Here is a 21,485-nt window from a genome sequence, read left to right as displayed (position 1 = left end):
TCAGCGAAGCGTTACAGTCGACCCAGATCGTTGACCAGGGCTAATAACATCACCCCGACCACCAAACTGATACCGATCTGTATCCCCCAACCCTGCACCCGATCCGACAAGGGGCGACCACGCACCCACTCGACCAGATAAAACAACAGATGCCCCCCATCCAATACAGGAATGGGCAGCAAATTCAGAACACCCAGGCTAATACTCAGATAAGCCAGGAAATTCAGGAAATCCGCGACACCCGACTGGGCAGAAGCGCCCGCCACTTTAGCAATGGTTATCGGTCCACTCAAGTTTTTTACCGAGAGCTCGCCGAACAACATTTTCTTGAGGGATTCGAGGGTCAGCACACTCATGGTCCAAGTGCGTTTTGCACCTTCGCCAATCGCAGCCAACGGCCCGTAGCTCACCTCGCGCACCATCGATGGTGGCCAGTCGACAGCCTTGACCCCGGCACCGAGGTACCCCCCAGCGGCCTTGGCTTCCCCACGAACCGACAAGGTCACCGGGACGTCGATTTGAGCACCGTCGCGCTCAACTTTCAGCACAATCTTAGTATCAGGACGTACACGAACCAGATCGACCACCTGCTGCCAGTCGCCCAGCGCCTGCCCATCAAGGGCCAACAGGCGATCACCGGTTTTCAGGCCAGCAGCCTGGGCCGGACCTTTCGGGTCGAGCTCAGCGAGTACCGGCGGCAAGGCCGGGCGCCACGGGCGTATACCCAGGGACTTGATCGGATCGGGCTCATCAGCGCCCTTGAGCCAGTGGTAAAGGGCCAGCTCACGCGGAGTTTCGCTGGTGGAATCCTGCTCGCGCACCACCACATTGACGATGCCGCTTTCACCGAGGCGACGCACCAACTGCAAATTGACCGCACCCCATCCCGTGGTGGGTTCGCCATCAATAGATACAATTTCCTGCCCGGCAACCAATCCAGCCTTGGCGGCGATACTGTCTGGCTCGACCGCACCGATCACCGGACGCACCTGCTGGCTGCCCAACATTGCCAAGACCCAGAAGAACACCATCGCCAACAGGAAGTTGGCGATCGGGCCGGCGGCGACGATGGCAATGCGCTGACGAACGGTCTTGCGGTTGAAAGATTGGTCCAACTGATCTGCAGGCACTTCACCTTCGCGCTCGTCGAGCATCTTGACGTAGCCACCCAGCGGGATGGCCGCAATCACGAACTCGGTGCCACGACGGTCGTGCCAGCGCACCAGCGGCATGCCGAAACCGACAGAAAAACGCAGTACCTTGACGCCGCAACGACGCGCCACCCAGAAGTGGCCGAATTCGTGGAAGGTAACCAGCACACCCAGAGCAACCAGGGTGCCGACAATCATGTAAAGCGCACTCATCTAATTTCTCCGCATTCCAATCCAGTGCCTGAAGATCAGGCTAACGCGCGTTGCGGCTCAACCATTGTTCTGCCAAGGCTCGGGCCTTGGTATCCGCCTCGAACACTGCCGCCAGATCATTCACCGCCACGATAGGCTCAAGCGCCAGGACGTCCTCGATAATACTCGCGATCTGCGGAAAGCGGATGCGCCGTTCGAGAAACGCTGCCACAGCCACTTCGTTGGCCGCATTCAGCATTGCCGGTGCACTGTTACCCGCTTCAGCCGCTTGCCGCGCCAGTCGCAGGCAGGGGAAGCGCTGCTCGTCCGGCGCCTCGAAGTCCAGACGGGCCACGGCAAACAGGTCCAAAGGCGCTACGCCCGAGTCGATCCGCTCTGGCCAGGCCAGGGCATTGGCAATCGGCGTGCGCATATCTGGGTTGCCCAACTGCGCCAGGACCGAGCCATCCACGTAATCAACGAGAGAATGAATCACACTTTGTGGGTGAATCACCACCTCGACCTGATCCGGGCGCGCATCGAACAACCAGCACGCCTCGATCAGCTCCAAGCCTTTGTTCATCATGCTCGCCGAATCCACGGAGATCTTGCGCCCCATGGACCAGTTCGGATGAGCGCACGCCTGGTCGGGCGATACGTGCTCCAACTCAGCCAGCGGTGTCTGTCGGAACGGACCACCAGAGGCGGTCAGCAGGATCCGGCGTACGCCCACCTGGCTCAAGCCGCGAGCATAGTCGCCAGGCATGCACTGGAAGATTGCGTTGTGCTCGCTATCGAGTGGCAGCAGCACGGACCCGCTTTTGCGTACCGCCTGCATGAAGAGCGCACCAGACATGACCAATGCTTCTTTATTGGCCAGCAGGATTTTCTTGCCAGCATCCACGGCAGCCAAAGTTGGACGCAGGCCCGCAGCGCCGACAATAGCGGCGACCACGGTATCCACTTCAGCATCGGCCGAGACCTGGCACAGCCCCGCCTCCCCCACCAGCACTTGAGTGGCAAGCCCGGCAGCCCGCAGATCATCCTGCAGGCTCCGGGCCGCAGCGGCCTCAGGCACCACGGCAAAGCGCGGCGCGTGACGCACGCACAACGCCAGCAGTTCGCTCAGGCGGGTAAAACCGGTCAGGGCAAAGACTTGGTAGCGATCTGGATGACGAGCTATCACGTCCAGGGTGCTCAACCCCACCGAGCCGGTTGCACCGAGCACGGTGACTTGCTGCAGGCGGCTCACGAAGCGGTCATCCACAACAGTACGGCAAAGATCGGGATGGCCGCGGTCAGGCTGTCGATACGGTCCAGCACACCGCCATGACCCGGCAGCAGGTTGCTGCTGTCCTTGATCCCGGCCTGACGCTTGAACATGCTTTCAGTGAGATCACCTACGACCGAGATGAACACGACAATGGCAGTGGCCAGCAGTGCCAGGAAAATTTCCTTCACCGACCAGTCACGCACCACACCGACGACCAGCGTGATCACCAGGGTCAACGCCAGGCCGCCATACACGCCCTCCCAGCTCTTGCCTGGACTGACCGCCGGCGCCAACTTGCGCTTGCCGAAGGCCCGACCGGAAAAGTACGCGCCGATATCTGCGCCCCAGACCAGCACCATAACCGCCAGGATCAGCCAGTTACCCATTGGATAACGCTTGATCTCCACCAGCCCTTGCCAGGCCGGTAGCAGGATCAACAAACCGATCACCAGTTTGCAGGCCACACTGGACCACTTGCTGCTGGTGCCCGGATAGGTCAACACCAGGAATGTCGCCAGCGCCCACCACAGCACCGCCGCCCCCAACACCCAGGGCGCTATGTCCGGCAGGATGTACAGGAGGAACGCCAAGGCAGCGACGACAGCGGCATACACAACGCGCGGCAATTGCGCGCTGAAACCCGCCAGGCGCGCCCATTCCCAGGCACCCAGGGTGACCACCAGGCCGATAAACAGCGCAAAGGCGGAACCGTCGAGCAGGAAAAACCCACACAAGGCGATCGGCAACAGGATCAGTGCTGTGATGATTCGTTGTTTAAGCATTTAAACCCGGGCTCCAGCTTCGATCTGCTCGCTCGTTTTACCGAAGCGACGCTGACGGGAAGCGAAATCGGCCAACGCGTTACGCATGGCATCGTGTTTGAAGTCCGGCCAGAACAGGTCGGAGAAGTACAGCTCGGTGTACGCCAGCTGCCACAGCAAGAAATTGCTGATGCGGTGCTCACCACCGGTACGGATGCACAGGTCTGGCAGCGGCAGGTCGCCGGTCACCAGGCAGGTTTGCAACAGTTCGGGGGTGATGTCGTCGGGCCGAAGATGACCGGCCTGCACCTCACGCGCCAGACGCTGTGCAGCCTGGGCGATATCCCACTGGCCACCGTAGTTGGCAGCGATCTGCAGCACAAATCGATTGGCCCCGGCCGTAATGGCCTCGGCTTCGCGCATGGCGGCTTGCAGTTCGGGATGAAAGCGCGAGCGATCGCCGATGATGCGCAGGCTGATGTTGTTGTCGTTGAGGCGCTTGGCTTCACGACGCAAGGCCTTGAAGAACAGGTCCATCAAGGCGCTGACTTCTTCAGCGGGCCGCTGCCAGTTCTCACTGGAGAAGGCGAACAAGGTCAACACCTCGACCTTGGCCTCGGCGCACACCTCGATCACAGCCCGAACCGCATCGACACCCGCTTTATGCCCGGCAACACCCGGCATAAAGCGCTTCTTCGCCCAGCGATTATTCCCATCCATGATGATCGCGACATGGCGCGGCACCACAGAGGGTACAGTCTGCTTGGTCTTTTCCATGAAGGCGTCCTGACCCCTTATACGGCCATCAGGTCCTTTTCTTTTTCTTCGGTGGCCTTGGTGATTTGGGCCTCGGCATCCTTGGTCAGCTTGTCGATATCGGCGGTGGCACGACGCTCTTCGTCTTCACTGATCTCCTTGTCCTTGACCAGTTTCTTCAAGTCACCCAAGGCATCACGACGGATGTTGCGCACAGCAACACGGGCGTCTTCGGCTGCGCTGCGCGCCTGCTTGGTGAAGCCCTTGCGGGTTTCTTCGGTCAGGGCCGGCATGGAAATCAGCAACAACTCACCCAGATTGGTCGGGTTGAGGTTCAAACCGGCGCTCTGGATGGCCTTGTCGACAGCACCCAGCATGTTGCGCTCGAACGCGACGACTTGCAGGGTGCGCGAGTCTTTAACAGTGATATTGGCGACGCTGCTGATCGGGGTATCGGAACCGTAGTAAGGCACCATCACACTGCCCAGGATGCTTGGGTGCGCCTTGCCGGTACGGATCTGGCCGAATGCGTGGCTCAGAGATTCCAGGGATTTCTGCATACGCGCCTGGGCGTCTTTCTTGATTTCGTTGATCATTGTTGGCCTTCCTCGATCAGAGTCCCTTCTGCGCCGCCGTGTACGATATTCAGCAGGGCGCCGGGCTTGTTCATGTTAAATACGCGCAGCGGCATCTTGTGGTCGCGGCACAGGCAAATAGCCGTCAGGTCCATCACGCCCAGCTTGCGATCCAGTACTTCATCGTAGGTCAGATGATCGAACTTCTCGGCATGCGGGTCTTTGAATGGATCGGCAGTGTATACACCATCCACCTTGGTTGCCTTCAGCACAACGTCAGCATCGATTTCGATGGCGCGCAGGCAGGCTGCGGAGTCGGTGGTGAAGAACGGGTTGCCCGTACCGGCGGCGAAGATCACCACTTCCTTGGCGTTCAGGTGGCGCATGGCTTTGCGGCGGTCATAGTGATCGGTCACGCCAACCATGGAAATAGCCGACATCACGATAGCCGAGATGTTGGCACGCTCCAGGGCGTCACGCATTGCCAGAGCATTCATCACAGTGGCCAGCATGCCCATGTGGTCGCCGGTAACACGGTCCATACCAGCAGCACTCAGCGCCGCACCGCGGAACAGGTTGCCGCCACCGATTACCAGGCCGACCTGTACGCCGATGCCGACCAGTTGGCCGACTTCCAGCGCCATGCGGTCGAGTACTTTGGGATCGATCCCGAACTCTTCCGAGCCCATCAGGGCCTCGCCGCTAAGCTTGAGTAGAATGCGTTTATAGCGAGCCTGATAACCACTGCCCTGCTGAGCCATTGCGAATCTCTCCTGCGGCGTATTTTTTAAAAAATCTTGGCGAGCCGTTTTACGGCTTGCGTTCACTCTAGCTGGACGCTGCTACAGCGCCATCGGAACACGGCTTTGTAAGCCAGTTCCGAAGGGAAGCCAATTAAAATCGGCCTTCCCATTTGAAAAGAGGCTGCGCGCGTGAGCGGGCAGCCTCTTTTGGGCGACAGTTGAAAACTGTCTTATTGCTTGGCGGCAGCCAGCTGGGCAGCAACTTCTTCAGCGAAGTTGTCGACCGGCTTCTCGATGCCTTCGCCTACTTTGTAGTAAGTGAAGGAAACGATTTCAGCACCGGCTTTCTTGGCCAGTTCGCCAACCTTGACTTCAGGGTTCTTGACGAACGCCTGCTCAACCAGGCTCGCTTCAGCCAGGAACTTGCTGATACGGCCTTTGATCATGTTTTCAACGATGTTTTCTGGCTTGCCGGCGATCTTGTCGGCGTTCAGGCTCAGGAACACAGCTTTTTCGCGTTCGATGGCTTCTTCGGAAACTTCCGAAGGCAGCAGGAATTCAGGGTTGCTTGCAGCAACGTGCATAGCGATGTCTTTGGCCAGCTCAACGTCGCCGCCTTTCAGAACAACCGCGACACCGATCTTGTTGCCGTGCAGGTAACCACCAACCACATCACCTTCAACGCGAGTCAGGCGACGGATGTTGACGTTTTCGCCAACCTTGCCGACCAATACCAGGCGATCAGCTTCTTGCGCTTCGATCAGAGGCTCAACGGTGGTCAGCTTATCGTCGAATGCTTTCTTGACGCTGGCAGCAACGAATGCCTTGAAGTCGTCTTGCAGGGCCAGGAAGTCGGTCTGCGAGTTCACTTCCAGCAGAACGGCAGCTTTACCGTCTTCAACCAGAGCGATAGCGCCTTCAGCAGCGACGTTGCCAGCTTTCTTGGCGGCCTTGATGGCGCCCGAGGCACGCATGTCGTCGATGGCTTTTTCGATGTCGCCGCCGGCCTTGGTCAAGGCCTTTTTGCAATCCATCATGCCTTCGCCAGTACGCTCACGCAGTTCTTTAACCAACGCTGCAGTAATCTCTGCCATTTCAAAATCCTCTTGGATAGGTTTTCAACCATTCCACCCGATCAAACGGGCGATCAATTCTTCCCGAATCTCCGTTGTAGGCCGCTGCACGTTACAGTCGCTAGGTTGCGCTGCCACAAGTGGGCGCCGACAAACGGTTTTCGAGGTGGCAAAAAGGGGGCCAAGCCCCCTTTTTGCTTACTGAGTCAACGCCAGGGCGTCAATTACTCAGCGGCAGCTACCGGAGCTTCTTCAACGAACTGCTCGGTACCACCAGCAACGTGGTTGCGACCACGGATTACAGCGTCAGCCATCGAACCCATGTACAGCTGGATAGCGCGGATTGCGTCATCGTTGCCTGGGATGATGTAGTCAACGCCTTCCGGGCTGCTGTTGGTATCGACTACGCCGATAACCGGGATGCCCAGCTTGTTGGCTTCGGTGATCGCGATGCGCTCGTGATCAACGTCGATAACGAACAGTGCGTCAGGCAGACCGCCCATGTCCTTGATACCACCCAGGGAACGATCGAGCTTTTCCAGGTCACGGGAGCGCATCAGCGCTTCTTTCTTGGTCAGCTTGGCGAAAGTACCGTCTTCGGCTTGTACTTCAAGGTCACGCAGACGCTTGATGGAAGCACGGATGGTTTTGAAGTTGGTCAGCATGCCGCCCAACCAGCGATGATCGACGTACGGCGAACCGCAACGTGCTGCTTCTTCAGCAACGATCTTGCCAGCGGAACGCTTGGTGCCGACGAACAGAATCTTGTTTTTGCCCTGGGCCAGACGCTCTACGAAAGTCAGAGCTTCGTTGAACATTGGCAGGGTTTTTTCAAGGTTGATGATGTGGATCTTGTTACGCGCGCCGAAAATGTATTTACCCATTTTCGGGTTCCAGTAACGGGTCTGGTGACCGAAGTGCACACCGGCCTTCAGCATATCGCGCATATTGACTTGGGACATGATAGTTCCTTAATAAGTCGGGTTTGGCCTCCACGTATCCCAATGACCAACCAGCGGCATCAAGGCCTCCGGCACCCAGGTCATCGTGTCGACACGTGTGTGGATTTAAGCTCTGCGGGGCATCCCCGGAAAGCGGCGCATTTTATACCACAGCATCGGCAAAAACGGAATACGCAATCACACTTGCCGCAGCGCGCTTTCGTGTAACCCCTTGAATAGACCTGATATAGCCCTACCTTATAGAGAGAAGCGATCATCAGAGGCTCATGATTTGAGGCCATCGTCTGTTAGAATCGCGTTTTCTGTGGCTTGTGCGAATTTTGCAACCTTTTGTCGCACGCCCGTAAACCGTATTGATTTCAGCGCATCGCGCTAGAGAGAGCCTGTATGACCGTTAGCTTGAAAACCGCCGAAGACATCGCTGGCATGCGCATCGCCGGCAAACTGGCTGCCGACGTGCTGGAAATGATTGCCGAACACGTCAAGCCCGGCGTCACCACCGAAACCCTGAACCAGATCTGCCACGACTATATAGTCAATGTACAGGGTGCCATCCCTGCCCCGCTGAACTACAAGGGCTTCCCCAAGTCGATCTGCACTTCGGTCAACCACGTAGTCTGCCACGGGATTCCAGGTGACAAACCGTTGAAGGACGGCGACACCCTGAACATCGACGTTACCGTGATCAAGGACCGCTACTTCGGCGACACCAGCCGCATGTTCCACGTCGGCAATGTGCCGGTCTGGGCCGAGCGCCTGTCCCAAGTCACCCAGGAATGCATGTACAAGGCCATCGAGATCGTGAAACCCGGCTGCCGCCTGGGGGACATCGGCGAAGTGATCCAGAAGCACGCTGAAAAGAATGGTTTCTCGGTGGTGCGCGAATTCTGCGGCCACGGTATCGGTACCGTATTCCACGAAGAGCCGCAGATCCTGCACTATGGCCGCGCAGGCACCGGCATGGAACTCAAAGCAGGCATGACCTTCACCATCGAGCCGATGATCAATCAGGGCAAGGCCGACACCAAGGTGCTGGGCGACGGCTGGACCGCTATCACCAAGGATCGCAAGCTCTCGGCCCAGTGGGAACACACCCTGCTGGTCACCGAAACCGGCTACGAGATCTTCACGCTGCGTGCGGACGACACGATCCCCCGCGTTTCCGCGTAAGGATCACCCAGGTTTTCCCCCACTGTGTTGTGACTGACTGTTAGATAGAAAGGAAAGCCGATCGATGCCCCAGGTGGATCCCGAACTCTTCGACCGTGGCCAGTTCCAGGCCGAACTGGCCCTGAAAGCGAGCCCAATTGCCGCGTTCAAGAAGGCTATCCGCCAGGCCCGTGAAGTGCTCGACGAGCGCTTTCGCAGTGGCCGGGACATCCGCCGGCTGATCGAGGACCGCGCCTGGTTCGTCGATAACATCCTGCAAAAGGCCTGGGAACAGTTCAGTTGGAGCGAAGACGCCGACATTGCCCTGGTGGCGGTCGGCGGCTACGGGCGTGGCGAGTTGCACCCCTATTCCGACATCGACCTGCTGATCCTGCTGGACAGTGCAGATCATGAGATCTTTCGCGATTCCATCGAGCGTTTTCTGACGCTGCTGTGGGACATCGGCCTGGAAGTCGGCCAAAGCGTGCGCTCGGTCGACGAATGCGCCGAAGAGGCCCGCGCCGACCTCACCGTCATCACCAACCTGATGGAAAGCCGCACCATCGCTGGCCCCGAGCGCCTGCGCCAGCGCATGCTCGAAGTCACCAGCACCGCACACATGTGGCCGAGCAAGGACTTCTTCCTGGCCAAGCGTGCCGAGCAAAAGGCCCGGCACCACAAGTACAACGACACCGAATACAATCTGGAACCCAACGTCAAAGGCTCGCCCGGCGGGCTGCGCGACATCCAGACGATTTTGTGGGTTGCCCGTCGCCAGTACGGCACCCTGAACCTGCGCGCCCTGGCCGGCGAGGGTTTCCTGGTGGAGAGCGAAAACGCCTTGCTGGCCTCGTCCCAGGAATTCCTGTGGAAAGTGCGCTACGCCCTGCACATGCTCGCCGGGCGCTCCGAAGACCGCCTGCTGTTCGACCACCAGCGTTCCATCGCCACCCTGCTGGGTTTTGAAGGCGAGGACGCGAAGACCAGCATCGAAAGCTTCATGCAGCAGTACTACCGGGTGGTCATGAGCATTGCCCAGCTCAGCGACCTGATCATCCAGCACTTCGAAGAGGTGATCCTGGCCCCCGAAGACGAAGCGCCGCCGCAGCCGATCAACGCGCGCTTCCAGTTGCATGACGGCTATATCGAGGCGCGCAACGACAACGTGTTCCGCCGCACGCCGTTCGCCATGCTGGAAATCTTCGTGCTGATGGCCCAGCAGCCGGAAATCAAAGGCGTGCGCGCAGACACCATCCGCTTGCTGCGGGAGAACCGTCACCTGATCGACGACGATTTCCGCAACGATATCCGCAACACCAGCCTGTTCATCGAGCTGTTCAAGTGCAAGATCGGCATCCACCGCAACCTGCGGCGCATGAACCGTTACGGCATCCTAGGGCGTTATCTGCCGGAGTTCGGTTTTATCGTCGGTCAGATGCAGCACGACCTGTTCCACATCTATACCGTGGACGCCCACACCCTGAACCTGATCAAGCACCTGCGTAAGCTTCAGTACACGCAAGTGTCAGAGAAATTCCCGCTAGCCAGCAAACTCATGGCCAAACTGCCCAAGCCCGAGCTGATCTACCTGGCCGGCCTGTACCACGACATCGGCAAGGGCCGGCATGGGGACCACTCCGAGGTGGGTGCGGTTGACGCCGAAGCCTTCTGCCAGCGTCATCAGTTGCCCGTTTGGGACAGCCGCCTGATCGTCTGGCTGGTGCAGAACCATCTGGTGATGTCGACCACCGCCCAGCGCAAGGACTTGTCCGACCCGCAGGTGATCCACGACTTTGCGCAGATCGTCAGCGATGAAACCCGCCTCGACTATCTGTACGTGCTGACTGTCTCCGACATCAACGCTACCAACCCGACACTGTGGAACTCCTGGCGCGCCAGCCTGTTGCGCCAGCTCTACACCGAGACCAAGCGCGCCTTGCGCCGCGGCCTGGAGAACCCGGTGGACCGCGAAGAGCAGATCCGCCGCACCCAAAGCGCGGCCTTGGACATTCTGGTGCGCGGCGGCAACGATCCGGACGACGTGGAACAGTTGTGGTCGCAACTGGGTGACGATTACTTCCTGCGCCACACCGCCGGCGATGTCGCCTGGCACACTGACGCAATCCTGCAACAGCCCGCCGATGGCGGCCCGCTGGTGCTGATCAAGGAAACCACCCAGCGCGAATTCGAAGGCGGCACGCAGATCTTCATCTATGCGCCGGACCAGCACGACTTCTTCGCCGTGACCGTGGCGGCCATGGACCAGCTCAACCTGAACATCCATGACGCCCGCGTCATCACCTCCAGCAGCCAGTTCACCCTCGACACCTATATCGTGCTCGACACCGATGGCGACTCGATTGGCGACAACCCGGCACGGGTGAAAAAGATCCGCGAAGGCCTGACCGAGGCCCTGCGCAACCCTGACGACTACCCGACCATCATCCAGCGTCGGGTACCGCGCCAACTCAAGCACTTTGCGTTTGCGCCACAGGTGACCATTTCCAATGACGCCCAGCGCCCGGTGACGGTGCTGGAACTCAGCGCTCCGGATCGTCCGGGCCTGCTGGCACGCATCGGCGGGATTTTCCTGGAGTTCGACCTGTCATTGCAGAACGCCAAGATTGCGACCCTCGGCGAGCGCGTGGAAGACGTGTTCTTCATTACCGATGCCGACAACCAGCCGTTGTCCGACCCGGAACTGTGCCTGCGCCTGCAGGAAGCCATCGTCCAGCAGCTAAGCGTCACCCAGGAACCCGGCGTCGAGCTGACACGCCTGACCATATGAATTTTTAACTTTGTAAACACGCCCTTTGTAGGAGCCGGCTTGCCGGCGATGCGAACACCTTGGTGTATCAGGTACACCGACGCGATGCCATCGCTGGCAAGCCAGCTCCTACACGGTCTGTGTACACCGTCATAGAGGCTTACATGAACAACGCCCTGAACCAGCTCCAGCCCTACCCGTTCGAGAAACTGCGCGCCCTGCTGGGCAGCGTCACGCCGAACCCCGACAAGCCCCCGATCGCGCTGTCCATCGGCGAACCGAAACATAAATCGCCCACCTTCGTGGCTGAAGCATTGAGCAACAACCTCGACCAGATGGCCGTGTACCCGACCACCCTGGGCATTCCGGCCCTGCGCGAAGCCATCGGTGCCTGGTGCGAGCGTCGCTTCAACGTGCCCAAGGGCTGGCTCGACCCGGCGCGCAACATCTTGCCGGTCAATGGCACCCGCGAAGCGCTGTTCGCCTTCACCCAGACCGTGGTCAACCGTGGCGACGACGCACTGGTGGTCAGCCCGAACCCGTTCTACCAGATCTACGAAGGCGCCGCGTTCCTGGCCGGGGCCAAGCCGCACTACCTGCCATGCCTGGACGCCAATGGCTTCAACCCGGACTTCGACGCCGTGACGCCGGACATCTGGAAGCGCTGCCAGATCCTGTTCCTGTGCTCGCCCGGCAACCCTACCGGTGCGCTGATCCCGGTCGACACCCTGAAAAAACTCATCGCCCTGGCCGACGAATACGACTTCGTCATCGCCGCCGACGAGTGCTACAGCGAACTGTACTTCGACGAACAAACCCCGCCGCCTGGGCTGTTGAGCGCGTGCGTCGAACTGGGCCGCCAGGACTTCAAGCGCTGCGTCGTGTTCCACAGCCTGTCCAAGCGCTCCAACCTGCCGGGCCTGCGTTCTGGTTTTGTGGCCGGCGACGCGGACATCCTCAAGGCCTTCCTGCTGTACCGCACCTACCATGGCTGTGCGATGCCGGTACAAACGCAACTGGCCAGCATTGCGGCCTGGCAGGACGAAGCCCACGTGCTGGCCAATCGTGACTTGTATCGCGAGAAATTCGACGCAGTACTGGCGATTCTCAAGCCGGTACTGGACGTAGAGAGCCCAGATGGCGGCTTCTATTTGTGGCCGAATGTGAATGGCGACGACGCTGCCTTCTGCCGCGACCTGTTCGTGGAAGAACATGTGACCGTCGTGCCGGGTTCGTACCTGTCGCGGGAAGTGGATGGCTTCAACCCTGGCGCCGGTCGTGTGCGCATGGCGTTGGTTGCGCCGTTGGCGGAGTGTGTGGAAGCGGCTGAGCGCATTCGCGAGTTTATTCAACGTCGCCTCTAAGGCGCGATCAGGGTCACTTCACCTGCCCCAGATTCGCCTCACTCATATCCAACTCCGCCAGCACCTCACGCAGCACGTCATCACCAATCTGGTGGTGACGGCTCAGGCTGTACAACTCCAAGCGCTGCGCCCGCAGGGCCTTGAGCCGCAGCTTGCGCTCCAGCAGGTCCATCTGCCGTGCAAGCGCCTGGGCTTCGGCGGAGTCGTTGAACACGTCCAATTGATGGCGATATTCCGACATCAGCCGTGCCTTGAGCTCTGTGGCAAGCGCGGCCTGCGCGGCGTCCGGGGTTTCGGCTTCTGCGGGCTCATCCGCTTCAAGCGCATGGATGGCCGCGACGGCAGTCTTCTTCCAGGCTTCGCGCACCTCGTTGTGGCGCTTTTCGTCGGGACTCTTTTCGATACCGCGCAACAACAGCGGCAAGGCGATACAGGCGGCAATCAGCGACAACAGAATCACGCCCGCCGCGATGAAGATCAGCAAGTCACGTTCGGGAAAATCCTGCCCTGGCGCCAGCAGCAACGGCACCGACATCACACCCGCCAGCGTCACCGCACCGCGCACCCCACCGACCGTCAACAGCCAGCAGGACCGGGCGGTCGGTACCAGCGTCAGTTCGCTTTTCCCCCGTAGCCTGCGCAGCAAACCCGACAGCCGCCAGATGCTCTGCACCCAGATAAAGCGCAGCACCACCAGCACCAGGAAGATCGCGACCACATCCAGGCAGCGATAAAACAGTGTCGGCCACAGTGTCGGCTCATGGCTGACCACCGCCTTGATGATGTCCGGCAGTTGCAGGCCCAGCAGCAGGAAGATCAACCCATTGAAGGCGAACTCTAGCAACGACCACACGCTGCGATTGAGCAGCCGCGTGCTGGTCTGGCGCGGCAGCAGGTCGAGCCAGCTCTGCATCATGCCCGCCGCCACCGCCGACAAAATGCCCGAAGCCCCCAGCCGTTCGGCCAGCACATAGGCCGCAAACGGCAGCAGCAACATGAACACCACGTGAGTTGCCGGGTCGTCCCAGCCCCGGGCGATCATCCACGCGCGCAACCGGCCGACCAGCCAACTCAGGGCCACGCCGACCGCCAGACCACCGACAGCCACCAAGACGAATGTGAGGCTGGCATCCGCCAGGGAAAACACCCCAGTCAACGCCGCCGCCAGGGCGAACTTGAAGGTCACCAGGCCCGAGGCATCATTCATCAAGGCCTCGCCCTGGAGCATGTGCATCAGCGGCGTGGGCAAGCGATTCTGGGAAATGGCCGACACCGCCACGGCATCCGTCGGCGACAACACGGCCGCTAGGGCGAAGGCCACCGGCAGCGGGATCGTCGGCAAAATCCAATGGATGAAGTAACCGGCGCCCACCACGGTAAACAGCACCAAGCCCACGGCCAGTGTCAGGATCGGCCCGCGCAGGCGCCACAACTCTCGCTTGGGCATACGCCAGCCATCGGAGAACAGCAACGGCGGCAAGAACAGAAACAGGAACAACTCCGGGTCCAGCGCCACATGCAGCCCCAGCGTCGGCCAGGCCAGCAAGGCACCGGCGGCAATCTGTACCAAGGGCAACGGCAGAGGAATGACACGCCCGACCAGACGCGAAACGCTGACCAGCATCAGCAGGATAAGAACGGTGTAGGCGGTTTGCATAACGCGGTTTTCCCGGACAATCGACTTGCAACGACACACATCAGGCAACAACTGGCCGTTGAAGTGCCATATTACCCGGCTATGTTACTCGCTGGCTTTTGCACAAAAGTCGCACAGCGCTGACGAGCGGCACCCAAACGCGCTGGTCATGGCATAATCCGTGACCTTTCGTTTCTACTTGGTCCAAAGGGGGGCAATTCCTTGACCGCTTCAAGCAAAACGTTGCACCTTTTCGGCATCAAAGCCTGCGACACCATGAAAAAGGCGCGCACCTGGCTCGATGAGCACGGCGTCAACTATGAGTTTCACGACTACAAAACGGCCGGTATCGACCGCGAACACTTGACCCAATGGTGCGACGAGCACGGTTGGCAGGTGGTTTTGAACCGTGCGGGCACCACCTTTCGCAAACTCGAAGACGAACGCAAAGCCGATCTCGATCAGTCGAAAGCCATTGAATTGATGCTCGCACAACCTTCGATGATCAAGCGCCCGGTGCTGGATCTCGGTGACAGAACCCTGATTGGCTTCAAGCCAGATAGTTATTCGGCGGCCCTCAAGTAGGCCAGCCCTTTCCATTTTTGTAGAGGTAACAGCATGTCCAATTCCCTGTTCAGCCTGGGCTTCGGCGTCGGCACTCAGAACCGCCAAGGTGCTTGGCTGGAAGTGTTTTACGCACAACCGCTGCTCAACCCGTCGGCAGAAATCATCAACGCCATCGCGCCGATCCTCGGCTACACCGAAGGCAACCAGGCGATCACCTTCACCATCAGCCAAGCGCTGCAACTGGCTGATGCGCTCAAGAATGTCGACGCCACCCAAGCCGCGCTGCTCAACCGCCTGGCCGAAAGCCACACACCGCTGGTCGCCACCCTGCTGGCCGAAGACGCCGCACTGACCTCCACGCCTGAGGCCTACCTCAAGCTGCACCTGCTGTCCCACCGCCTGGTCAAGCCCCATGGCCTGAGCCTGGCCGATGTGTTCCCGCAGTTGCCAAACGTGGCCTGGACCAGCCAGGGCGCGATCGACATCAACGAACTGGCCGAGCGCCAACTGGAAGCCCGCCTGCGTGGCGAGCTGCTGGAAGTGTTCTCGGTGGACAAGTTCCCGAAAATGACCGACTACGTGGTGCCGAGCGGCGTGCGTATCGCTGACGCAGCACGCATCCGCCTGGGCGCCTACGTGGGCGAAGGCACCACCGTGATGCACGAAGGCTTCGTCAACTTCAACGCCGGCACCGAAGGCCCGGGCATGATCGAAGGCCGTGTATCGGCGGGCGTATTCGTCGGCAAGGGCTCGGACCTGGGCGGCGGTTGCTCCACCATGGGCACCCTGTCGGGCGGCGGCAACATCGTGATCAAGGTCGGCGAAGGCTGCCTGATCGGCGCCAACGCCGGTATCGGTATCCCGTTGGGCGACCGCAACACGGTGGAGTCGGGACTGTACGTCACCGCCGGCACCAAGGTTGCGTTGCTGGACGAGCAGAACCAGTTGGTCAAGGTGGTCAAGGCGCGTGAGCTGGCCGGCCAGCCGGACCTGCTGTTCCGCCGTAACTCCGAGACCGGTGCCGTGGAGTGCAAAACCCACAAATCGGCCATCGAACTGAACGAAGCGCTGCACGCTCACAACTAAGCAGCCACTCGATGCCACTAGCGGGCCCCGACCCTGGGGCTCGCTTATACGAGTCTTGAACACCATGCTAGTGCCCTCCCCCTGGCGCGCCGACTTTCCGGCCATCGCCACCCTGCAACGGCAAGACCAGACCTACCTGGACAACGCCGCCACCACGCAAAAACCCCAGGCTTTGTTGGATGCCATCAGCCATTACTACGCCAACGGCGCAGCCAATGTGCACCGGGCCCAGCATTTGCCAGGCGCCCATGCGACCCAGGCGTTTGAAGACAGCCGCAGCAAGGTCGCGCAGTGGTTGAATGCAGGCGACAGCGGGCAGATCGTATTCACCCACGGCGCAACTTCAGCGCTGAACCTCCTGGCCTATGGCCTTGAGCACTTATTCAATGCGGGCGATGAGATTGTCATCAGCGCCCTGGAACACCACGCCAACCTGCTGCCCTGGCAGCAATTGGCCAAGCGCCGCGCACTGAACCTGGTGGTACTGCCGCTGGGCGATGACGGCGTGATCGACCTGGCTGCCGCTGCCGAGCTGATCGGTCCGCGTACACGGTTATTGGCAGTGAGCCAGCTGTCCAACGTGCTCGGCGCCTGGCAGCCGCTGGAAGCCTTGCTGGCACTCGCTCAGCCACACGGCGCGCTGACCGTGATCGACGGCGCCCAAGGTATCGTCCATGGTCGTCACGACGTGCAGGCCCTGGGTTGCGACTTCTATGTATTTTCCAGCCACAAGCTGTATGGCCCGGATGGCGTTGGCGTGCTGTTTGGTCGCAACGAAGCCCTGCACCACCTGCGCCACTGGCAGTTTGGCGGCGAGATGGTGCAGCAGGCCGACTACCACAGCGCCAGCTTTCGCCCTGCGCCGCTGGGTTTTGAGGCCGGTACACCACCGATTGCCAGCGTGATTGGCCTGGGCGCCAGCCTGGATTACCTGAGTTCGCTGGACCAGCAGGCCGTCGTTGCCCACGAAGCGGCGCTGCATGACTACTTGTTGCGCGGACTCAACGCGCGCAATGGCGTGCGCGTACTCGGATCACCGCAGGTCGCTCTGGTGAGTTTTGTCGTGGAGGGCGTGCATAACGCCGACCTCGCTCATCTGCTGACCGAGCAAGGCATTGCCGTGCGCGCCGGGCATCACTGCGCCATGCCGTTGCTCAAGGCGATGCATCTGTCGGGGGCGATTCGTGTGTCCCTGGCGCTGTATAACGATTCCGATGACCTGGAACGCTTCTTCGAAGCGCTGGACCAGTCCCTGGACATGCTGCGATGAGCTTGCCGGTAGAGGCCGTTGCCGCGCTTGAAGCCTTCCAGGCCGTCGGCAGTTGGGAGCAGCGCGCGCGGATGCTGATGCAATGGGGCGAGCGTCTACCTGCCCTGCCCGATGAGGATAAAGTCGACGCCAATCTCGTACAGGGCTGCGAAAGCCTGGTGTGGCTGGTCGGGCAGTTGCACGATGGCCACTGGCAGTTCGCCGCCAGCAGTGATGCACGGATTATTCGTGGGTTGGTGGCGTTGCTGCTGGCGCGGGTCAATGGGTTGTCGGCGGCTGAGTTGCAGGCGGTGGACTTGCCTGACTGGTTCAATCAGCTGGGGCTGTCCCGCCAACTCTCGCCGTCACGCAGCAATGGCCTAAACGCAGTCTTGCAGCGCATGCGCTCCCTGTAGGAGCCGGCTTGCCGGCGATGAGGACCTGACCGACACCACAAGACTCAAGGCCTCTATCGCCGGCAAGCCGGCTCCTACAAGGGTTGGATTGTGGGTTTGATCCGCTCGGATGGCCTGCGCACCCCGGCCACAATCTTGTCCACAGCCTTGGTCGCCGCCACCATGCCAAAGGTGGCCGTCACCATCATCACCGCACCAAAGCCGCCCGCGCAGTCCAGCTTCACGCCATCCCCGACAAAACTCTTCTGCAAACAAATGCTGCCGTCCGGCTTGGGATAGCGCAGCTGTTCGGTGGAAAACACACACGGCACGCTGTAATGACGAGTCACCGTGCGAGAGAAGTTGTAGTCGCGGCGCAGGGTCGAGCGCACTTTCGACGCCAACGGGTCATTGAAGGTGCGGTTCAAGTCGCAGACCTGGATCAACGTCGGGTCAATCTGCCCACCAGCGCCGCCGGTGGTGATGATCTGGATCTTGCGGCGCTTGCACCAGGCAATCAGCGCGGCCTTGGCATTCACCGCGTCAATGCAGTCAATCACGCAGTCGATGTCCGGCGTGATGTATTCGGCCATGGTGTCACGGGTCACGAAGTCCGCCACCGCATGAACGGTGCAATCCGGGTTGATGCCGCGCAGGCGCTCAGCCATCACCTCGACCTTGGGCTTGCCCACGGTGCTGTCCAGCGCGTGCAACTGGCGGTTGCTGTTGCTGACGCAGACATCATCCAGGTCAAACAGCGAAATCTCGCCCACTCCGCAACGGGCCACGGCTTCCGCCGCCCAGGAGCCCACGCCGCCGACGCCGACGATCGCCACATGGGCCGCCTTCAAGCGTTCCAGGCCTTCAATGCCATACAAGCGGGCGACGCCTGCAAACCGCGGATCTTCTGTACTCATGACCATTACCCCAAAAACCGGCGCGCATTATGGACTACGCAGCGACAAGTTCGAAGCGACAAGCTACAAGTAAAGAACTTAGATGGTCTTTCGCGGACTAATGTCCGGTTTTTCTCTGCTTGCTGTACGGTCAGGGAAGGGCCGGTGTAGGATGCGCGCCGTTCGGCGTAGGCCGACACCTCTTTTCGTTCCACACCCTTTGGAACCCGAGATAGCCATGGCATCGCGTAAATTTGGACTCAACCTGGTGATCGTGCTGGCAATCGCCGCGCTGTTCACCGGTTTCTGGGCGCTGATCAACCGCCCCGTCACCACCCCCAACTGGCCTGAACAGATCTCCGGTTTTTCCTACTCGCCGTTCCAGCAAGGCCAGTATCCGCAGAAGGACCAGTACCCGACCGACGACCAGATGCGTCGCGACCTCGAGATCATGAGCAAGCTGACGGACAACATCCGTACCTACTCGGTCGACGGCACCCTGGGAGATATTCCCAAGCTGGCCGAAGAGTTCGGCCTGCGTGTGACCCTGGGGATCTGGATCAGCCCGGACCTTGAGCGCAACGAGCGAGAAATCCAGCGCGCCATCGAAATAGCCAACAGCTCGCGCAGTGTCGTGCGGGTTGTGGTCGGTAACGAAGCGCTGTTCCGTGAAGAAATCACCCCTGAAGCGCTGATCGTGCTGCTGGACCGCGTGCGCGCCGCCGTGAAAGTACCGGTGACCACGTCCGAGCAGTGGCATATCTGGGAAAAGAACCCGCAATTGGCCAAGCACGTCGACCTGATCGCCGCGCACATACTGCCGTTCTGGGAATACATCCCGATGGACAAGGCCGGCCAGTACGTACTCGACCGCGCCCGCGACCTGAAGAAACTGTTCCCGAAAAAACCGCTGTTGCTGTCGGAAGTGGGCTGGCCGAGCAACGGCCGCATGCGCGGGGGCAATGAAACCTCCCCGGCCGACCAGGCGATCTACCTGCGGACGCTGGTGAACAAGCTGAATCGCCAGGGCTTCAACTACTTCGTGATCGAGGCCTTCGATCAGCCGTGGAAAGTCAGCGACGAAGGCTCGGCGGGCGCTTACTGGGGCGTGTACAACGCCGCACGCCAGCAGAAATTCAACTTTGAAGGGCCGGTGGTCGCGATCCCGCAATGGCGCGTGCTGGCCATCGGCTCGGTGGTGCTCGCGCTGCTGTCCCTGACCCTGCTGATGATCGACGGCTCGGCCCTGCGCCAGCGTGGTCGTACCTTCCTGACCTTTATCGCGTTCCTCTGCGGTTCGGTGCTGGTGTGGATCGGCTACGACTACAGCCAGCAATACAGCACCTGGTTCAGTGTCACCGTGGGCATCCTGCTCGCCCTCGGCGCCTTGGGCGTGTTTATCGTGTTGCTGACCGAAGCCCACGAACTGGCGGAAGCGGTGTGGACCCACAAGCGTCGGCGTGAATTCCTGCCGGTCGAGGGGGATTCGGACTACCGCCCGAAAGTGTCGATCCACGTGCCGTGCTACAACGAGCCGCCGGAGATGGTCAAACAGACCCTCGACGCCCTGGCCGCCCTGGATTACCCGGACTACGAAGTCCTGATCATCGACAACAACACCAAGGACCCAGCGGTGTGGGAGCCGGTGCGCGACTATTGCGAAACCCTCGGTCCGCGCTTCAAGTTCTTCCACGTCGCGCCCCTGGCCGGTTTCAAGGGTGGTGCGCTGAACTACCTGATCCCGCACACCGCCAAGGACGCCGAAGTGATCGCGGTGATCGACTCCGACTACTGCGTATCACCGAACTGGCTCAAGCACATGGTCCCGCACTTCGCCGACCCGAAAATCGCCGTGGTGCAGTCGCCGCAGGATTATCGCGACCAGAACGAAAGCACCTTCAAGAAGCTCTGCTACGCGGAATACAAGGGCTTCTTCCATATCGGCATGGTCACCCGCAACGACCGTGACGCGATCATCCAGCACGGCACCATGACCATGACCCGTCGCTCGGTGCTTGAAGAACTGGGCTGGGCCGACTGGTGCATCTGTGAAGACGCCGAACTGGGCCTACGCGTATTCGAGAAAGGCCTGTCGGCGGCGTATTACCACGACAGTTACGGCAAGGGCTTGATGCCGGATACGTTTATCGACTTCAAGAAACAGCGTTTCCGCTGGGCTTACGGCGCGATCCAGATCATCAAGCGTCACACCGCAAGCCTCCTGCGCGGCAAGGACACCGAGTTGACCCGTGGCCAGCGTTACCACTTCCTCGCGGGCTGGTTGCCGTGGGTGGCGGATGGCATGAACATCTTCTTCACCGTCGGCGCGTTGTTGTGGTCGGCGGCGATGATCATCGTGCCGACGCGGGTTGACCCGCCGCTGCTGATTTTCGCGATCCCGCCGTTGGCATTGTTTGTGTTCAAGGTGGGCAAGATCATTTTCCTCTACCGTCGCGCGGTAGGCGTGAACTTGAAGGATGCGTTTTGCGCGGCCCTGGCCGGCCTGGCGTTGTCACACACGATTGCCAAGGCGGTGTTGTATGGCTTCTTCACCACCAGCATTCCGTTCTTCCGCACACCGAAAAACGCGGATAACCACGGCTTCTGGGTGGCGATTTCCGAAGCCCGCGAAGAAATGTTCATCATGCTGCTGTTGTGGGGCGCGGCGCTGGGGATTTACCTGGTGCAGGGCCTGCCGAGCAATGACATCCGCTTCTGGGTGGTGATGTTGCTGGTGCAGTCGCTGCCGTATGTGGCGGCACTGATCATGGCGTTCCTGTCTTCGTTGCCGAAACCTGCGGCGAAGGCTGAGCCTGTCACAGCCGTGTAAAAACTTGCGCAATGCACTAAACGGCGGCCTCTGGCCGCCGTTTTGCTATAAGATAACGGC

The 21,485-nt window shown here is 60.3% G+C and carries 18 protein-coding genes; 8 read left to right on the top strand and 10 right to left on the bottom strand.

Translation table 11 applies throughout. The features are described from left to right. Positions 1–11: 11 nt before the first annotated feature. From rseP to rpsB, 8 genes are all read right to left on the bottom strand, one after another. Entirely contained in the window at positions 12–1,364 is a 1,353-nt protein-coding gene (gene rseP / locus RB216_RS06230; protein WP_308908432.1) for a sigma E protease regulator RseP, read from the bottom strand. Between the two features lie 40 nt (positions 1,365–1,404). After that, a complete protein-coding gene (gene ispC, locus RB216_RS06225; RefSeq protein WP_308908431.1) occupies positions 1,405–2,595 on the bottom strand; it encodes a 1-deoxy-D-xylulose-5-phosphate reductoisomerase in 1,191 nt (396 codons plus the stop codon). Beyond that, the gene (locus tag RB216_RS06220; RefSeq protein WP_028619203.1) at positions 2,592–3,398 is read right to left on the bottom strand and encodes a phosphatidate cytidylyltransferase; all 807 of its coding nucleotides are present in this window, start codon (positions 3,396–3,398) and stop codon (positions 2,592–2,594) included. Before RB216_RS06220 ends, ispC begins: the two co-directional genes overlap by 4 nt. Further along, on the bottom strand, positions 3,399–4,154 hold the full coding sequence (uppS, locus tag RB216_RS06215; protein WP_016974405.1) for a polyprenyl diphosphate synthase: 756 nt from the start codon (positions 4,152–4,154) through the stop codon (positions 3,399–3,401). 17 nt (positions 4,155–4,171) lie between these two features. Continuing rightward, entirely contained in the window at positions 4,172–4,729 is a 558-nt protein-coding gene (gene frr, locus RB216_RS06210) for a ribosome recycling factor (RefSeq protein WP_012722596.1), read from the bottom strand. Then, positions 4,726–5,469: a UMP kinase gene (pyrH, locus tag RB216_RS06205; protein WP_003172271.1), complete on the bottom strand. Its 744-nt coding sequence runs from the start codon at positions 5,467–5,469 to the stop codon at positions 4,726–4,728. Before pyrH ends, frr begins: the two co-directional genes overlap by 4 nt. A gap of 212 nt (positions 5,470–5,681) precedes the next feature. Further along, entirely contained in the window at positions 5,682–6,545 is an 864-nt protein-coding gene (gene tsf / locus RB216_RS06200; protein WP_305383905.1) for a translation elongation factor Ts, read from the bottom strand. A 203-nt stretch (positions 6,546–6,748) separates the two neighbouring features. Beyond that, entirely contained in the window at positions 6,749–7,486 is a 738-nt protein-coding gene (gene rpsB / locus RB216_RS06195; RefSeq protein WP_003189158.1) for a 30S ribosomal protein S2, read from the bottom strand. Between the two features lie 387 nt (positions 7,487–7,873). On the opposite strand from rpsB, the gene map reads away from it, so the two are divergent. From map to dapC, 3 genes are all read left to right on the top strand, one after another. Next, positions 7,874–8,656 carry a type I methionyl aminopeptidase gene (gene map / locus RB216_RS06190; RefSeq protein ID WP_016975842.1) on the top strand — a complete coding sequence of 261 codons (783 nt, stop codon included), beginning with the start codon at positions 7,874–7,876 and terminating at the stop codon, positions 8,654–8,656. A gap of 64 nt (positions 8,657–8,720) precedes the next feature. After that, a complete protein-coding gene (locus RB216_RS06185) occupies positions 8,721–11,423 on the top strand; it encodes a [protein-PII] uridylyltransferase (protein WP_028619200.1) in 2,703 nt (900 codons plus the stop codon). Between the two features lie 143 nt (positions 11,424–11,566). Next, a complete protein-coding gene (gene dapC, locus RB216_RS06180) occupies positions 11,567–12,766 on the top strand; it encodes a succinyldiaminopimelate transaminase (protein ID WP_308908430.1) in 1,200 nt (399 codons plus the stop codon). Between the two features lie 13 nt (positions 12,767–12,779). Here the strand turns inward: dapC and RB216_RS06175 are convergent, their stop codons facing one another. Then, complete coding sequence (locus RB216_RS06175; protein ID WP_028619198.1) at positions 12,780–14,423, bottom strand: Na+/H+ antiporter; 1,644 nt, start codon at positions 14,421–14,423, stop codon at positions 12,780–12,782. A gap of 255 nt (positions 14,424–14,678) precedes the next feature. Here RB216_RS06175 and RB216_RS06170 point away from each other — a divergent pair, with 255 nt between their 5' ends. From RB216_RS06170 to RB216_RS06155, 4 genes are all read left to right on the top strand, one after another. Next, positions 14,679–14,987, top strand: a complete 309-nt coding sequence (locus RB216_RS06170; protein WP_236318523.1) for an arsenate reductase — start codon at positions 14,679–14,681, stop codon at positions 14,985–14,987. Between the two features lie 33 nt (positions 14,988–15,020). Further along, positions 15,021–16,055, top strand: a complete 1,035-nt coding sequence (dapD, locus tag RB216_RS06165) for a 2,3,4,5-tetrahydropyridine-2,6-dicarboxylate N-succinyltransferase (RefSeq protein WP_308908429.1) — start codon at positions 15,021–15,023, stop codon at positions 16,053–16,055. A 64-nt stretch (positions 16,056–16,119) separates the two neighbouring features. Next, positions 16,120–17,325, top strand: coding sequence for an aminotransferase class V-fold PLP-dependent enzyme (locus RB216_RS06160; RefSeq protein WP_028619145.1), 1,206 nt, complete (start codon positions 16,120–16,122; stop codon positions 17,323–17,325). After that, the gene (locus RB216_RS06155; protein ID WP_236318514.1) at positions 17,322–17,720 is read left to right on the top strand and encodes a SufE family protein; all 399 of its coding nucleotides are present in this window, start codon (positions 17,322–17,324) and stop codon (positions 17,718–17,720) included. The genes RB216_RS06160 and RB216_RS06155 overlap by 4 nt, the downstream gene beginning before the upstream one ends. A gap of 74 nt (positions 17,721–17,794) precedes the next feature. Here the strand turns inward: RB216_RS06155 and tcdA are convergent, their stop codons facing one another. Beyond that, positions 17,795–18,616: a tRNA cyclic N6-threonylcarbamoyladenosine(37) synthase TcdA gene (tcdA, locus tag RB216_RS06150; RefSeq protein WP_068937593.1), complete on the bottom strand. Its 822-nt coding sequence runs from the start codon at positions 18,614–18,616 to the stop codon at positions 17,795–17,797. A gap of 217 nt (positions 18,617–18,833) precedes the next feature. Between tcdA and RB216_RS06145 the strand changes: the two genes are divergently transcribed. Further along, the gene (locus RB216_RS06145) at positions 18,834–21,425 is read left to right on the top strand and encodes a glycosyltransferase (protein ID WP_028619142.1); all 2,592 of its coding nucleotides are present in this window, start codon (positions 18,834–18,836) and stop codon (positions 21,423–21,425) included. Positions 21,426–21,485 lie beyond the last annotated feature (60 nt).

The organism is Pseudomonas canadensis (genome assembly GCF_030980095.1).
Classification (GTDB): Bacteria; Pseudomonadota; Gammaproteobacteria; order Pseudomonadales; family Pseudomonadaceae; genus Aquipseudomonas; species Aquipseudomonas canadensis.
The sequence above is the reverse complement of the archived record's forward strand: the minus strand, read 5'-3'. Positions and strand labels throughout refer to the sequence as shown.